Genomic DNA, 16378 nt, shown 5'->3' with positions numbered 1-16378 from the left:
TTGTGCAACTTAGTAAACAATATTTTTAATCTAACTTATAAAATGAAACTAAAACATTTCCTTTTTGCAGCCTTGTTCTTTGTTGCAGGAATGGCAAACGCACAGCAGTTTGGGTCTATTCCTATGAATAAGAACGTGAGGCAGGGTAAACTCAGCAATGGGCTGACTTATTACATCTTGCACAACAACTGGCCAGAACACGTAGCAAACTTTTATATTGCACAGCGTGTCGGCTCTATTCAGGAAGAAGAACCACAACGTGGCTTGGCTCACTTCCTTGAACACATGGCATTCAATGGTTCCGAACACTTTCCAGACTCTACTCTGTTGGAGTTTACACGCTCACTCGGCGTGCAGTTTGGCAGCGATTTGAACGCTTACACCTCTATCGAAGAGACTGTTTACCGCATCAGCAACGTTCCGACAAAGCGTCAGACAGCACTCGATTCTTGCTTGTTGGTTTTGAAAGACTGGTCGAACGGTCTGACACTCGACGACAAGGAAATAGACAAGGAACGTGGTGTCATTCACCAAGAATGGCAGTTAGGACAGAATGCTATGATGCGTATCTACGACCGTTCGTTGCCAAAGCTCTATCCTAACAACAAGTACGGACTTCGCTTGCCTATCGGTTTGATGAGCGTGGTAGACAACTTCAAGTATCAAGCTCTCCGTGATTACTATCACAAATGGTATCGTCCGGACAATCAATGTATCATCGTTGTGGGCGATGTAGACGTAGACCACATCGAAGCACAGATTAAGAAGCTGTGGGCTAATGCTAAAGTTCCTGCCAACGCAGCCCAGGTAACGAAGCTTCCGGTGCAAGACAACGCACAAGCCATCTATGTCTTCGACAAGGATAAGGAGATGCAGAACACTACTATCGGCATCATGATGAAGCACGACGTATTCCCTGACGAAATGAAAACAAGTCAGGCATATTACATTGACAGCTATATGAAGACCATGATAACCATGATGCTAAACCAACGTTTCAGCGAAATGAAGCAGAAAGCCGACTGTCCTTTCACCATGGCATATTGTTATGACGGCAACTATATGCTTTCAAGCACAAAAGAAGCATTCAACTTGGGGGGCTCTGCCAAGGAAGGCAAGGACTTGGAAGCATTAAAAGCCATCTATCGCGAGGCTCAACGTGTACGCCAATACGGATTTACGCCAACTGAATTTGAACGTACAAAGCAGGAGTATCTCTCACAAATCGAGTCTGATTATACCAATCGCGACAAGACAACCAACAGCGAATACGGCGACGAACTGCGCGACCACTTCCTGAAGAACGAGCCAATACCAAGCAAGGAAGACGAATACAAGATTATGAAGCAGCTCGTTGAGATGCCTGCACTGAACTATCAGGTAGTGAACGAGTATGCCAAAGAGCTTATTTCGGACAAGGACAGCAACCTCGTTGTCTACATCTTCGCACAGGACAAGCCTGGAAAGGCAAACATTACAGAAGCACAGATGGCACAAGTCATCAAGGAAGTGCGTGCAGAAAAGATTACTCCATACGTTGATAATGTAAAGAGTGAACCATTGCTGGACGTTAAGAAGTTGCCAAAAGCTGGCAAGATAGTGAAGGAAACAGAGAACAAGAAGCTCGGCTACAAGGAACTTACATTGAGCAACGGTGCTCGCGTTATCTTAAAGAAGACCGACTTCCAAGCCAACGACATAAGTTTCTACGCTACAGCCAAGGGCGGAAGCAGCTTGTATGGCAAGGCAGACTTCGACAATCTTAAGTTGTTCAATTCTGTAATAGCCAATAGTGGTCTTGGAAACTTCTCTAAACAAGACTTAATAAAGGCTCTTTATGGCAAACAGGCAAGTGCAAACTTGTCGCTCGGTACATACTATCAATATATAGACGGCCAGTCCATACCGAAGGATATTGAAACCATGATGCAGTTGGTTTATCTCAAATTAACCAATGTAACAAAAGACGAGCAGGCTTTCAACGCACTCATGAAGCAGTACGAAGAGTTTTTGAAGCATAAAAACCTTTCTCCTGAAAGTGTATTTGGCGACTCTGCAACGGTTACGCTCTACAATCACGAGCTTCGCAATGCCCCTCTTTCAGTGAACACACTCAAAGGCGTGAATTACGACCGCATAATCCAGATATGGAAAGAACGCTATGCCAACCCTGGTCAGTTCGTTTACTACTTCGTTGGAAACTACGACGAGGCTACTCTCCGCCCACTTATCGAGAAGTATATCGGCTGTCTGCCAAAGGGCAAGGCAGAGAACTGGAAGGAAATTCCAGGCCTCGCTAAGGGCAAAGTTGAGAACCATTTCACCTTCAAGTCAGAGACTCCAAAGGCAATGAGCTTCGAGTTCTGGCATCAGCCAATGAAGTACACTTTAGAGAACTCTGTACTTGTAGACGCTGCAGCCCAAGTATTGTCTATGGTTTACTTGAAGGACATTCGCGAAGACCAAGGAGCAGCCTATTCGGTAGGTGCAAGTGGCGGTTTGAATCAGGCAGCCGACAAGACCTTTGCCATTGTTCAGGCACAGTGCCCGATGGATCCTAAGAAGGCTGAAATTGCTGTTAAGCTTCTCAACGAAGGTATTAAGAACAACAGTGTAAAGGTTGATGCTGACAAATTACAGAAGGTTAAAGACTTTATGCTCAAGCAGGCTGACATCAGCGCAAAGAGCAATGATCACTGGATAAATGTTCTCAACGAGTATATCACATTGGGTGTAGATATTCAAACCGGCTACAAGGCTGCCGTTGAGGCCCTGACTCCGGAGAAGATTGCAGCATTCCTGAAAGGCTTGCTCGCTGCCGGCAACCACGTAGAAGTGGTGATGACACCGGCAAAATAAAACCCGTTGCGCAAGTCTTGCAAGCGTAAGACTTGTGCTATAACACATTCAATCATACAAAAGCCCACGATTGCCGTTGCAATCGTGGGCTTTTTCTGTTCCGAGACCTCTGCAAAACTCTAACAAAAATAATGTCAGTTCGATGAAATTAAAATGATGTGGGTTCGAAGGCAACCCGCTTCTGAACAGCTCCTAAAATTGCAACGGAGTTACGGCAATCGTCGCAACAGGGTTACGACGAATGGCGTTTCGGAGCACATAGACACAGCTGTTCTCTGACCCCGTGAATAACGGTATTCTGAAGATTGAAACACGATGACCCCGTGCATTGATAATTCGCCCGACTCACGCTAACTAATGCTTTCGTTGCAATGCATTCTTTTGGACACAAAAAAACTCACCTCCGCGATACGCAAAGGTGAGTTTAAAAGTTTTAATAAGGTGCCTTCGTTACATCTTAATATATGTCCGTTCGTTACACCTTATATATATTAGAGCTGTGGACCAGCTGCTACGAGCTTCTTGCCGGCTTCGTTCGTTTCGTACTTCTTGAAGTTCTTTATGAAGCGACCAGCAAGGTCTTTGGCCTTCTCTTCCCACTGTGCTGCATCAGCGTATGTATCGCGTGGGTCGAGGATTTCAGTCGCAACGCCTTCCAACTTCGTAGGAACAGTGAAGTTGAAGTAAGGTATCTGCTTTGTAGGAGCTGCGTCGATAGAGTGGTTCAGAATAGCATCGATGATACCGCGTGTATCCTTGATAGAGATACGCTTGCCTGTTCCGTTCCAGCCCGTGTTCACCAAGTAAGCCTTGGCACCGCTCTTCTGCATCTTCTTAACCAGTTCTTCAGCATACTTTGTTGGGTGAAGTTCCAAGAAAGCCTGACCGAAGCAAGCAGAGAATGTAGGAGTAGGCTCTGTGATGCCGCGTTCCGTACCTGCCAACTTAGCTGTAAATCCAGAAAGGAAGTAGTACTTTGTCTGTTCAGAATCGAGGATTGATACTGGAGGAAGTACACCGAAAGCATCAGCAGAAAGGAAGATTACCTGCTTTGCAGCCGGACCCTGAGACTCTGGACGCTGAATGTTCTTGATGTGGTAGATAGGATAAGAAACGCGAGTGTTCTCGGTTACGCTCTTGTCAGCGAAATCTATCTTGCCATTCTTGTCTACTGTTACGTTCTCAAGGAGAGCGTCGCGTGTGATGGCACCGTAAATGTCAGGCTCTGATTCCTTGTCGAGGTTGATTACTTTCGCATAGCAACCACCTTCGAAATTGAATACACCCTTGTCGTCCCAGCCGTGTTCGTCGTCACCAATAAGCTTACGCTTAGGGTCGGTAGACAGTGTGGTCTTGCCTGTACCAGAAAGACCGAAGAAGATTGCCGTGTTCTCGCCGTTCATATCGGTATTTGCTGAGCAGTGCATGGCAGCTATACCCTTCAATGGCAGGAAGTAGTTCATCATAGAGAACATACCCTTCTTCATTTCGCCACCGTACCAAGTGTTGATGATAACCTGCTCCTTAGAAGTTACGTTGAACACAACAGCAGTTTCTGAATGCAAGCCAAGTTCTTTCCAGTTCTCAACTTTTGCCTTGGAAGCGTTGTAAACAACGAAGTCTGGTTCCTGATCGAAGTCAGCCTCGTTCTTTGGACGAATGAACATATTTGTTACGAAATGAGCCTGCCAGGCAACCTCCATGATGAAGCGAATCTTCATACGTGTGTCCTTGTGAGTTCCGCAGAAACCATCAACTACAAACAAACGCTTGTTTGAAAGTTCTTTCTTGGCGATGTCCTTTACAGCTGCCCATGCTTCTTTTGTAGCGCGGTGGTTGTCGTTGTGGTATTCTTCTGAATCCCACCATACTGTATCGTGAGAAGTTTCATCATCAACGATGAACTTATCCTTAGGAGAACGACCGGTATAAATACCCGTCATTACGTTGATAGCACCAAGTTCTGTTTCCTGACCAACCTCGTAACCTTTCAGACCTTCTTTTGTTTCTTCATTGAACAATACTTCGTAAGAAGGATTGTAAAGTACTTCTGTTGTACCTGTAATGCCGTACTTCGCAAGTACGCTCTTATCAAATTTTGCCATTTGTTATAATATAAAATTATGTTGAAATTAATATCCGTATCTTGTAACAATTTTACCTTAAAAACACACCGCAAAGGTAATAATTTTATGATGCAATGCAAAATCATAAATATAAAAAATGCAACGATAACATTGCTATAAGGTTAAAGAATATAAAAAATATTATTACTGAAAGATATTTGCTATTCAGACGTTGCAAATGCTAAACTTATTTCTTAATTTTGCCGAAATTTTGGACGTATGAAAAACTATCGTCCTGTATAACCCGACTATAATAAAGAAAAAATGGAAATCATTAACTTCTCGGAACAGAACTCCATTGTAAACCAGTACATGGCAGAAATCCGCGACAAGGACTACCAGAGAAACCGTCTCCTCTTCCGCAACAACGTAATGCGAATAGGAGAGTTCGAAGCATTCGAAATCTCTAAAACACTTCAGTACGAAACGAAGGAAATACAGACTCCGCTGGGCATTTCAAAAATAAACGTGCCTACCGACAAGATTGTGCTCGCCACTATCTTCCGCGCAGGACTTCCTTTCCACAATGGCTTCCTCAATATCTTCGACCATGCAGGCAATGCTTTCGTAAGTGCATACAGGGAATATAAAGATAAGGAACACCACGAAGTGGGCATTCACGTAGAATATTTGGCAACTCCTAATATAGATGGTAAAACTTTAATTATAGCCGACCCAATGTTGGCAACAGGTGGTTCAATGGAACTTGGCTACAAGGCAATACTGTCTAAAGGTACGCCACGGCATGTTCACGTTGCTTGCGTAATAGCATCTCCAGAAGGAATAGAACATATAAAAAAGACTTTTCCTGATAGTAATACTACTATTTGGTGCGGTGCAATAGACGAAGGCTTGAACGAACACAAATATATTGTTCCCGGTTTTGGCGATGCCGGTGACTTATGTTATGGAGAAAAGCTATGAAAGCTAACTAAAAACGAACTTGCAATTAGGTTCTATAAACTATTGCAAGTCCGTTTTTTTAAAATATATTCACTACTACTGGTTACGCTAAAAAATCAATGTAATTAACTTCTGCTCCACTCTTTATAACCATCAATCTTTTTTAATAAGAATCGTCGAAAATTTTAATTAAAAGATAAAATTTTATAATTAGAAAAATAAAATTTATTATTATTATTTCTTCGACTCGCAATTTACATGCAGAAAGGTGGCGCCTCGCTTCACGAAACACCACCTTTCTACTTTCTCAAATCATCAACTAACTAAAACTATTTACTCTATAATAATAACTAATCAACTATCTTTTTTACCTCTCCAGACCTGTTATCCAGTCAATTCCAAATTATGTAATCCTGAAAATCTCTTTTACCTCTTCCTTTTACCTATTGAATTATCTTGAATGCTTTGGTCTGTTCTTATTTCCTATTACGTGTGCAAAGGTACAAGCATATCGCATTTTAGACAAGAAATAAAGATGAGAATAAACAATATTAGCTGTTTTATTATCATTCATCAATTTAATTGATTTTCGTCAATACAAATTTGCTGTTCTTATACTTTTTTCTTAAATTTGCTGAATAATATCCATACCACAAAATAATGGAAAAGAACACCGAATTGCGCAATGCATGGGATTTTGTAGAACACACAGGCATCAGCATTTTCCTAACAGGAAAGGCAGGCACGGGAAAAACAACCTTTCTACGTGCAATAAAACAACACAGCACGAAACGAATGATAGTGGTAGCACCTACTGGAGTTGCTGCCATTAATGCGAATGGTGTAACCATTCATTCCTTTTTCCAGCTCCCCCTGTCGCCTTTCGTTCCCGAAAGTATGGTAAAACCACGCTTTGAATATAGCAAACAGAAGCGACAAATTATGCGAACGCTCGATTTGCTCATTATTGATGAGATAAGTATGGTTCGCGCTGACATTCTCGATGCTATCGATTCAATACTTCGTCGCTTCAGAGAACATAACAAACCATTTGGCGGAGTGCAACTTTTAATGATTGGAGATTTACAACAACTTACACCTATAGTGAAACCGGAAGAAGAAAAACTATTAAGTCGCTATTACAATACACCTTATTTCTTCGATTCCAAAGCACTGCAAAGTACACAATATGTAACAATAGAACTGACAAAAGTTTTCAGACAACAAGACGAAGTTTTTATAAACATATTGAACCATTTTAGAAATGGCAATGTAACCGACAACGATTTTGAAATTTTAAATAAACGTTATCAAGCAAATTTCAATCCCGGCAAAAATAGCGATTACATACATCTGACAACTCACAATCGCATTGCCGATAATATAAACGATAGACAATTAGAACAGATTAAAGAGAAAGCATATAAATTTTGCGCACGAACAGAAGGACAGTTTCCCGAAAATAGTTATCCAGCCGACTATGAATTGACATTAAAGTGTGGCGCACAAGTAATGTTTATACATAACGACCGTTCCGAAAGATATTATAACGGCAAAATTGGGAGAATTACTTATATTGATAAAGAGAAAATCGTAGTAACTTGTCCAAACGAGGACGAAGCAATAGAAGTTGAACCACAAACTTGGGAAAACACGCGTTACACGCTCAACGAACAAACGAAACAAATAGAAGGCGAAGTATTAGGAACTTTCACACAATATCCATTACGATTGGCATGGGCTATCACCATTCATAAAAGCCAAGGACTTACTTTTGAACATGCAATAATAGATGCACAACAAGCTTTTGCATCTGGACAAGTTTATGTTGCATTAAGTAGATGCCGTTCGTTAGAAGGTTTAGTGTTAGCTTCAACACTAAACAAAAATGCAGTTATCAACGATGCAAGAGTAGATAGCTATATTGCTCAACAAAATATGCGGGCTGTTGAAAGCATCAAGAATTTACCATTGCTAAAAGAAGAATATTACAGGTTGATGCTGCTGGAATTATTCAACTTTAACGAAATATTTACTGCCGAATCAGCTCTTTTTAGAACTTTAGTAGAATATTTTCATAAGCACGCCAAACTAATTGCACTTCATCAAACAACACTTACAGATTTACAAAAACGCATTCTCAACGTTTCTACGAAATGGACACTATTCATAAAAGGTATTCCAACAGCAGAACTACATAATCCAGAATTTCTAAATAGAATAAAGAACAGTGCACAATATTTTTACAATGAGCTTTCGAATATATTTCCAGAACAGATAGAACAAACCAAAGGAATTGAAAGTAAAAACAAAGAAGCAATTAAACGCATAGACAACAATATTGCTGATCTTGAACAAAATAGAATAGCAAAATTATTGTTGTTGGAAGATATGATGACGGAAGACTTTAGCACAAGTCATTATCTTAAATGCAAACAAGAGGCTATTTTAATATCAATGGGCGATGAAAATGTAGCAAAACAACGCAATAAAAAACGTAAAACAAAGGCTGATAAAAAGGAAAAAGAAGCCACACATACCATAAGCTACAAACTTTATAAGGCAGGAATGAACCTAAAAGCCATTGCTAAAGAACGCGGTCTAACGCTGCAGACTATCGTAAATCATATTGCAAAGTATGTCAGAAGTGGTGATTTACAAGCCACCGACTTTGTAGAAGAAAAGAAAATAACAACCATTCGGCACATAGCAAATAATCTTCCGCCCAACGAAGGTATAAAATATATTAAAGATGCATGCCCGCCCGATGTAACTTACAACGATATTACTTTAGTTTTGGCGGAGAAAGAAAAGACAAAATAATTGTCTTTTGTACTTAAAAGTCCTTGTAACAAGGTGAAATCATCTACACGTAAACGTCTCGAAACATCTAAAAAGCCTTCATATAATAATACTTTTGTCATAGATATTCCACAAAGGTTACAAGAAAAAGAGAACATATCAGCATTAGAAGATAGTAAATAATGGTAAATGCAGCTATATTTATTAGAAATAGAGAACAAAAACATCGTTTGAGTCAAAATTATAGTCATAAAATTTCATAATTCCATAAAAAAAAGACGTCTAAATAGTTGGTAATACTTTTTTTTATCTATACCTTTGCACCATCTTATGAGATAAATCTTGATTACAAATATACAAAATAGTTATTAGTAAGTTAATAGTCAAACAAATGTTAGTTAGTATGTCTTCGTGAGAAGATGCACTGATGAGAATTGAGTCAAGTAATTTTTTGAGTTATTTAGTTAAGTGGCAAGGCCTATGTTTGCGTGAGTAAATATAGGCTATTTTTTTATTCAAAATTATAATTCAGAAAATAGAATGAAGAGTAATACACATTAATATATATAATGGAAAATCATATAGATTTTGTAGAAGCAGAATTACATATACAACACACTCCAACCAAAACGAAATATAGCCTTACCCCATATTGCAGGAACACTCTTAAAGATTATATAACTACCGCCTCTTTTATACAAAGAACAATAAATAAAAATGACCTATCTTATTTTCTATTATAAAAAGCCATCAAAATATTATAATTATTTTGCAAACTCCGACTAAATGGTTATTTTTGCATCATAATGACTTGCTAAAAGAAAAATAAGTATGGATAACTTAAGATTTGAGGTAGTAAAAGAGGCTTTTAGAAAACGTCCCGTAGAGTTAGAAATTCCAAAAGAGCAGCGTCCATCAGGATTATTCGGAAAATATGTGTTTAACCGCGAAAAGATGTTTAAATATCTTCCGATAGACATTTTCAACAAAATGATGGATGTTATGGAAAATGGCGAACGTCTTGACCGTTCCATTGCTGATGGCGTAGCCAACGGAATGAAAAAATGGGCGGAAGATAATGGTGTCACACATTATACGCATTGGTTTCAACCATTAACAGAAGGGACCGCAGAAAAACATGATTCGTTTATAGAACCTGATGGTAAAGGCGGAATGATTGAAGAATTTTCAGGAAAATTACTTGTACAACAAGAACCTGACGCCAGCTCTTTTCCATCTGGTGGTATTCGCAACACATTTGAAGCACGAGGTTATTCGGCTTGGGATCCAACAAGTCCGGTTTTCATCATAGACGACACCCTTTGTATCCCTACAATTTTTATTTCATACACAGGAGAATCGCTCGACTATAAAGCACCATTGCTACGTTCTTTACGTGCGGTAGATAATGCAGCCAAAGAAGTCTGCCAGTATTTCTATTCCGATGTAAAAAAGGTCCATACAAATTTAGGTTGGGAACAAGAATACTTCTTGGTCGATGAGGATCTTTATTTTGCCCGTCCTGATCTTATGCTGACTGGCAGGACATTAATGGGACACGATTCTGCTAAAAACCAGCAAATGGAAGACCATTACTTCGGGACTATCCCTGAACGTGTGCAAGCATTCATGAAAGAACTCGAAATACGTGCATTGGAACTCGGAATTCCTGTTAAAACTCGCCATAACGAGGTTGCACCGGGACAATTTGAGCTTGCACCTATCTTTGAAGAGTGCAACTTGGCCGTAGACCATAACATGCTATTAATGGCAGTCATGAAGAAAGTTGCACATCGCCATGGTTTCCGCGTGCTACTGCACGAGAAACCTTTTGCCGGTATTAATGGCTCAGGAAAACATAATAACTGGAGCTTATCTACCGATACAGGAATTTTATTACACAAAAATGGCAAAAATGCAAACGATAATCTACGCTTCGTCGTATTCGTTGTAGAGACTTTAATGGGAGTTTATAAACATAATGGTGTATTAAAGGCATCGGTCATGAGTGCTACAAACGACCATCGTTTGGGAGCGAATGAAGCACCACCAGCCATTATATCATCATTCCTTGGTAAGCAAATTTCCGATTTGTTGGAACATATAGAAAAAGCCGATAAAAAGAATTTGTTCAGCATGAAAGGAAAACAAGGAATGCAACTCGACATTCCTGAAATTCCAGAATTGTTGATAGATAATACCGACCGCAACCGTACTTCGCCATTTGCTTTCACCGGAAATAGGTTCGAGCTGCGTGCTGTAGGTTCAGAAGCCAATTGTGCGTCGGCACTTATTGTCTTGAATACTGCTGTTGCAGAAGCTCTGACAAACTTTAAACAACGTGTAGATGCACTAATCAGTCGGGGAGAAGACCAGACAAGTGCTATTATAGAAGTTGTTCGCGAAGATATTAAGATTTGCAAACCTATACATTTCGATGGAAATGGTTATAGTGAAGAATGGAAAGAAGAAGCAGCAAAAAGAGGTTTGGATTGTGAAGCAAGTTGCCCTGTATGTTTCGATGCCTATTTACACGATGATTCCGTACGAATGTTCGAGCAAATGAACGTAATGACTCGTAGCGAATTAGAGGCGCGCAACGAAGTAAAATGGGAAACCTATACAAAGAAAATACAGATAGAAGCACGCGTCATGGGCGATTTGGCAATGAACCACATCATTCCTGTTGTTACTCACTACCAAAGCAGATTGGCAAAGAACGTAAGCTCCATGATAAACATCTTTGGAAAAGAGGAAGGCGAACGCATAACCAAACGTAATATTAAGATTTTAAAAGAAATAGCAGAACGCATTCAGACCATAGAGACAGGAGTTGATGAACTTATCGAGGCAAGAAAAGTTGCAAACAAGATAGATAGTCAGCGAGAGAAAGCCATTGCTTATCACGATGACATTGTTCCACAGATGGAGGAAATACGTTATCAGATAGATAAACTCGAGCTGATTGTAAGCGACGAAATGTGGACGTTGCCCAAATATAGAGAGCTCTTATTTATTCGATAAAACCGCACTAAATAATCCTTCCCCAAAGAAGATAAACTGAAAGGAGTTTTCCCTTGAAGTTTTCGGAACAAAATATTCACGAAAAACAAAACAAACAACAAAGGAAAACATCATCGAGGAAGTGGAAGAAAAGTTCTTATTACAAATCCCCGAAATTTTAATTATAAAATCAAAAATTATAATTAGAATTTCGGGGATTTGTAATTAAAGTTTTTAGGACTATATAATTCGCACTGAATGCTCTTGTCATAAAGATAATAAAACATTCTTCCGCAAGAAAAAATGTATATAACAAGATGAGGAAAAAAGACATGGTTTCCTGTACTTATTAATCACCGTCAGCCGAATAAAAACGCAATTCTATTTTCTCGCTGAATAAAATATAAATGAGCGAAACGATAAATTCCTAATTTTTATTTATCGAAATCAGAGTTACTATCCTTTTCTTTATAGATTAGATTATTTGCTCCACTGGTTATATTGAGAGCTTCGGGGTGAGCGTTTACAAAACTTTCAATATGCCGTACACGTTTTTCCTCGAATATTTCGTCAACGGCAATAAGAATACCTGTCTCTTCTACATCTCCAAACCCATTATTTATGCCTGTTCCAAAAAGTTTCATTGTAGGAGAAAGATTCATATAGGCATTTACCAAAGGAGGAATATTGAAACCTAACTTACGAATTTCTCTGTTTAATATGCGATAGTTTTCTTTGAAAGAGGAAGCATTAAACAATGACTCGAATTCGGAAGATGGAGTTTCTATTTTAAGCGGTTTTATCGGAATAATAAGATTTTCCTTATCATCGAAAAACTTTTTTAGAAAGTAAAGTATCATATCACGTCCTCTACGAATATACGATGGATACATAGTTACTTTTCCAAAGAAGTATTTACAATTTGGATTTAAGACGGTAAGTGCACCTAATCCGTCCCAAAGATTATCGAGAGCGAAAATACTTTTAGAGTTTTCACGAACATTCTGGTAACCCAAAGATACAAAAGAACGCCCCAGTTCAACGGTATAAGGAGCATATTCTTTCAGGAACTTATCAGAAAAATGAAACATGTGGCTGGTAGCAAGAATAGGCTGCCCGTCTTTTCCAAGTTTCCAATCAGCACCAAATACATATCGATAACCACCAATAATCTCTTCATTATCAGGATTCCAGACTATAAGTTGTTTGCAACAATCTGGCATTAAATCAAATTCATCGATATCCTTAGCTTTTCCTGTACCTCCACCGGCATTCCGAAAAGCTTCTTCGCGCAACCTTCCTACTTCGTCCATTAAATTTGGCGCATCGATTGCCGAGAACACATATATGTCATTATGACTTTTATTTGTAACTCTCAGTAATCTGTCGGGAGTAAGTTCGCTTTTTAAAAGTTCTTTACTGACTGGCTGGATAATTTCTTCTTCCTTCATATCATTGCTTTTGTAGCATCGCTCATTTCGCACTATTTTAGAACAAATGGACTTTTAAAGTTCATATACTTTGTTTCTTACGAATTGTGCCCATTCTATTGGTGTTTTCCTATCATCGAAAGTTTGCCATGGAATAGGTTTTCCAAAACTAACTCGAAAGGTTTTACCAACATTCTTATACATTTCATCGACTAAAAAGAACATTGCAAGATTTACTTTCTTTATGTATTTATCGCTGAAATGGGCTATTCTATAAAATCGTTCAGAGTTCTGCCCACTAAAATGGATAGGCACTACATCTCTGTGGTACTCTACACTCTTCGTTATAAATGTTTTTTTCCAAGGCAAATCAGAAATCACACCATTTTGCTTTCTACTATTCAATCCCGCAGGGAACATTAACATGTGGTTGTTGCTACTAAATCCCGCTTCTACCATGCGCGGAAAGTCTCTACTTTGTTTGCCCGTCTTGTTTATTCCAATGCTAACAGGTTGAAGACCTGGTAAATTCAACAGAAGGTCGTTAACAAGATAACGAAATTTTCCATCGTAATGCTTACCAATGATAGAACCTAATGCAACCCCATCTTGTCCGCCAAGAGGATGATTAGAGACAAAAGTATAAAGTTTACCATCGCCTTTATCGGGTAAATTCTCTAAGCCTTCTATTTCGAGTGTCATTTGCAGATAGTGTACACATTCGGTAAGCCATTCTGTACCAGTTTTATCTCTATTCTCCCATAGAAATTGATTAACCTCGTCTTCGTGGATAAGATTTCTAATCCAATTAATCAGAAAACGAGGAACAAACTTTGCCTTTGAACCCATCTTCCCGTACAATATCTTTTGGATATCAATGGTCTTTTCCATACTGTGTCTCTATGTGCTTCCTAAGTTCTTCGAGTTCTCAAATCGAATGCAAATGTAATTAAACCTTTTGACATAGCCCACTTTTTTATAAAAAAAATATCTTATAGTATTAATTTCTGTATTAAAATACAGACAAACAGGTTGCGTCTCAGCTTTCCAGATACAATACACTTACGTTAAATATATTAAAAATAAGAGAATGAAACAAAGTTTGTGGAGCAAAGGGGTGGAATGTGGGGAATTTTGCTTAACTTTGGAGCGGATTTTAGATATAAAAAGTACGCATGCGATTTTTAGGGAGTATAGAAGCCAAGACTGATACTAAGGGGAGAGCCTTTTTACCAGCCACTTTCCGCAAGATTTTGAATACATCTGGCGAAGAATCGTTGATTATGAAGAAAGATGTTTTCCAACCTTGCCTGGTTATCTACCCTCAGTCTGTGTGGAATAAAATGCTCGATAATCTCCGTAATCATCTAAATCGTTGGAACAAACGCGACCAGATGGTATATCGTCAATTTGTATCGGATGTTGAAACTATCGTGCTTGATGGAAATGGTCGTTTCCTGATACCAAAACGATATTTAAAAATGGCTAACATCAACCAACAAATCAAATTCATTGGCATGGACGACTGCATTGAGATTTGGAACAACGAAGACGAAGGGGCGTTCCTTGCCCCAGACGATTTTAGCGAAGCATTAGAAACTATTATGGGAGATTCGGGAAGAACAAAGGCACTCATCACAGAAAAATAATCTAGAAAGAGATGGTTAAAACCGCTGAGACATATCATGTTCCAGTTTTGCTTTACGAGAGTGTTAATGGTTTGAACATCAATCCAAATGGCATCTATGTAGACATTACTTTTGGTGGTGGTGGACATAGCAAAGAAATTCTTTCGCGTCTAAGCAAGAACGGACACTTATATAGCTTCGACCAAGATGCCGATGCTGAACGGAATATTTACGAACTGAACAGTGATGGCAAGAAACCAGAAAACTTTACATTCGTACGTTCTAACTTCAGGTATCTTGCTAATTGGCTACGCTATTATGGCGTAAAACAAATAGATGGGTTATTAGGAGACCTGGGAGTTAGCAGTCATCATCTCGACGATGAATTCAGAGGATTTTCTTTCCGCTTTAATGCTCCACTTGATATGCGTATGAACATACGGGCACAAAAGACTGCGGCAGACATTTTACAAGAATACGACGAGCAGCAACTTGCTGATATGTTTTATCTTTATGGAGAAATTAAAAATTCGTATAAGGTTGCTGCAGCGATTGTAAACAGCAGGGAGAAAGCACCTATACTTACAACAAGGGATCTTCAATCCGTTGTTGAACCTCTTTTTAAGCGAGAGCGAGAGAAAAAAGAGATGGCTAAACTATTTCAGGCTTTACGCATAGAGGTTAATCAAGAAATGATTGCCTTGAAAGAAATGCTAAACAGTGCGTCAGAAGTATTGAAGCCTGGTGGTAGAATTGCCATTATTACTTACCATTCATTAGAAGATCGGCTCGTGAAGAATGTGATGAAATCGGGAAATATTGAAGGTAAGATAGAACAAGACTTTTTTGGACATATCAATGCACCATTTAAATTAATAAATAATAAGGTGATAGTACCAAGCAACGAAGAGCAAGAGAGAAATTCACGAAGTCGCAGCGCAAAACTAAGAATAGCAGAAAAAAGATAAATGAACGACAAACTTACAGAAAATAACGAGACGCCAGAAGTTGGGGCAAAACCCATCTTCACAATAAGAGAACGTCAGAAAGACGAGACTGATGAGATAAAGATATTATCTGATCAGACTGCTGATTCTGTAGCAATGAATGGCTCTGAGATAGAATTAGAAATTACAAAAGACTCATACGACAGGAACATTAAAGATGATAAAGACTCAAAAAGGAAAAAGAATTTTGAGAAAAAAGAAAAGGCTGTAAATTCTAAAATAGAAGAGGAAGAGCAGATATTGAAAAATGCAATTGAAGACCAAGCACGAGAAGACGAACGACCACTTGCAAGCAACTTCACCTTAAAGAAAATACTTGGTGGAGATATTTTTTCTGCCCATTTCTTAAGAAACAATATTGGTCTCATTGTGCTTATTGTATTTTTCATTATTATCTATATATCAAATCGCTATAGTGTTCAGAAAGATTTAATAGAGATAGATAGACTTCAAACAGAACTGTCAGATGCAAAATATAGAGCTTTATCGAGCAGCAGTCAACTAACAGAACGTTCGCGGGAAAGTCATGTATTAGAAATTCTGAAAACAAACAAAGACAGCATTTTAAAAATTCCATCACGTCCTCCATTTATCATTAACGTACCAGCAAAATAAAAGAT

The 16378-nt window shown here is 38.8% G+C and carries 10 protein-coding genes; 7 read left to right on the top strand and 3 right to left on the bottom strand.

The features are described from left to right. Window positions 1-42: 42 nt before the first annotated feature. A complete protein-coding gene (locus tag RDV52_RS02625; protein ID WP_050793645.1) occupies window positions 43-2859 on the top strand; it encodes a M16 family metallopeptidase in 2817 nt (938 codons plus the stop codon). Between the two features lie 491 nt (window positions 2860-3350). Here the strand turns inward: RDV52_RS02625 and pckA are convergent, their stop codons facing one another. Then, the gene (pckA, locus tag RDV52_RS02620) at window positions 3351-4964 is read right to left on the bottom strand and encodes a phosphoenolpyruvate carboxykinase (ATP) (RefSeq protein WP_004367281.1); all 1614 of its coding nucleotides are present in this window, start codon (window positions 4962-4964) and stop codon (window positions 3351-3353) included. Between the two features lie 285 nt (window positions 4965-5249). Here pckA and upp point away from each other — a divergent pair, with 285 nt between their 5' ends. From upp to RDV52_RS02605, 3 genes are all read left to right on the top strand, one after another. Continuing rightward, on the top strand, window positions 5250-5909 hold the full coding sequence (gene upp, locus RDV52_RS02615; protein ID WP_004363024.1) for a uracil phosphoribosyltransferase: 660 nt from the start codon (window positions 5250-5252) through the stop codon (window positions 5907-5909). A 639-nt stretch (window positions 5910-6548) separates the two neighbouring features. After that, window positions 6549-8711 carry a helix-turn-helix domain-containing protein gene (locus tag RDV52_RS02610; protein ID WP_004367287.1) on the top strand — a complete coding sequence of 721 codons (2163 nt, stop codon included), beginning with the start codon at window positions 6549-6551 and terminating at the stop codon, window positions 8709-8711. Window positions 8712-9521: 810 nt separating this feature from the next. Further along, the gene (locus RDV52_RS02605; protein ID WP_004367289.1) at window positions 9522-11714 is read left to right on the top strand and encodes a glutamine synthetase III family protein; all 2193 of its coding nucleotides are present in this window, start codon (window positions 9522-9524) and stop codon (window positions 11712-11714) included. Between the two features lie 413 nt (window positions 11715-12127). Here the strand turns inward: RDV52_RS02605 and RDV52_RS02600 are convergent, their stop codons facing one another. Together RDV52_RS02600 and RDV52_RS02595 are read right to left on the bottom strand one after the other, a co-directional pair. Then, window positions 12128-13144 carry a GNAT family N-acetyltransferase gene (locus tag RDV52_RS02600; RefSeq protein ID WP_004367290.1) on the bottom strand — a complete coding sequence of 339 codons (1017 nt, stop codon included), beginning with the start codon at window positions 13142-13144 and terminating at the stop codon, window positions 12128-12130. Between the two features lie 54 nt (window positions 13145-13198). Further along, on the bottom strand, window positions 13199-14014 hold the full coding sequence (locus RDV52_RS02595; RefSeq protein ID WP_004367292.1) for a hypothetical protein: 816 nt from the start codon (window positions 14012-14014) through the stop codon (window positions 13199-13201). Window positions 14015-14298: 284 nt separating this feature from the next. Between RDV52_RS02595 and mraZ the strand changes: the two genes are divergently transcribed. Genes mraZ through RDV52_RS02580 form a run of 3 tightly spaced genes read left to right on the top strand, consistent with a single transcriptional unit; the run spans window position 14299 to window position 16373 of the window. Beyond that, entirely contained in the window at window positions 14299-14772 is a 474-nt protein-coding gene (gene mraZ, locus RDV52_RS02590) for a division/cell wall cluster transcriptional repressor MraZ (RefSeq protein WP_004363013.1), read from the top strand. An 11-nt stretch (window positions 14773-14783) separates the two neighbouring features. Beyond that, window positions 14784-15719: a 16S rRNA (cytosine(1402)-N(4))-methyltransferase RsmH gene (gene rsmH, locus RDV52_RS02585; RefSeq protein ID WP_004363012.1), complete on the top strand. Its 936-nt coding sequence runs from the start codon at window positions 14784-14786 to the stop codon at window positions 15717-15719. Beyond that, window positions 15720-16373, top strand: a complete 654-nt coding sequence (locus tag RDV52_RS02580; RefSeq protein ID WP_004363011.1) for an FtsL-like putative cell division protein — start codon at window positions 15720-15722, stop codon at window positions 16371-16373. Window positions 16374-16378: the final 5 nt, after the last annotated feature.

The sequence above is a fragment of the Prevotella nigrescens genome (genome assembly GCF_031191185.1).
Lineage (GTDB): Bacteria > Bacteroidota > Bacteroidia > Bacteroidales > Bacteroidaceae > Prevotella > Prevotella nigrescens.
The sequence above is the reverse complement of the archived record's forward strand: the minus strand, read 5'-3'. Positions and strand labels throughout refer to the sequence as shown.

Bases quoted from the DNA above. Each gene is read 5' to 3' on its own strand.
- RDV52_RS02625 (WP_050793645.1), top strand. From the start codon at position 43: ATGAAACTAAAACATTTCCTTTTTGCAGCCTTGTTCTTTGTTGCAGGA.
- pckA (WP_004367281.1), bottom strand. From the start codon at position 4,964: ATGGCAAAATTTGATAAGAGCGTACTTGCGAAGTACGGCATTACAGGT.
- upp (WP_004363024.1), top strand. From the start codon at position 5,250: ATGGAAATCATTAACTTCTCGGAACAGAACTCCATTGTAAACCAGTAC.
- RDV52_RS02610 (WP_004367287.1), top strand. From the start codon at position 6,549: ATGGAAAAGAACACCGAATTGCGCAATGCATGGGATTTTGTAGAACAC.
- RDV52_RS02605 (WP_004367289.1), top strand. From the start codon at position 9,522: ATGGATAACTTAAGATTTGAGGTAGTAAAAGAGGCTTTTAGAAAACGT.
- RDV52_RS02600 (WP_004367290.1), bottom strand. From the start codon at position 13,144: ATGAAGGAAGAAGAAATTATCCAGCCAGTCAGTAAAGAACTTTTAAAA.
- RDV52_RS02595 (WP_004367292.1), bottom strand. From the start codon at position 14,014: ATGGAAAAGACCATTGATATCCAAAAGATATTGTACGGGAAGATGGGT.
- mraZ (WP_004363013.1), top strand. From the start codon at position 14,299: ATGCGATTTTTAGGGAGTATAGAAGCCAAGACTGATACTAAGGGGAGA.
- rsmH (WP_004363012.1), top strand. From the start codon at position 14,784: ATGGTTAAAACCGCTGAGACATATCATGTTCCAGTTTTGCTTTACGAG.
- RDV52_RS02580 (WP_004363011.1), top strand. From the start codon at position 15,720: ATGAACGACAAACTTACAGAAAATAACGAGACGCCAGAAGTTGGGGCA.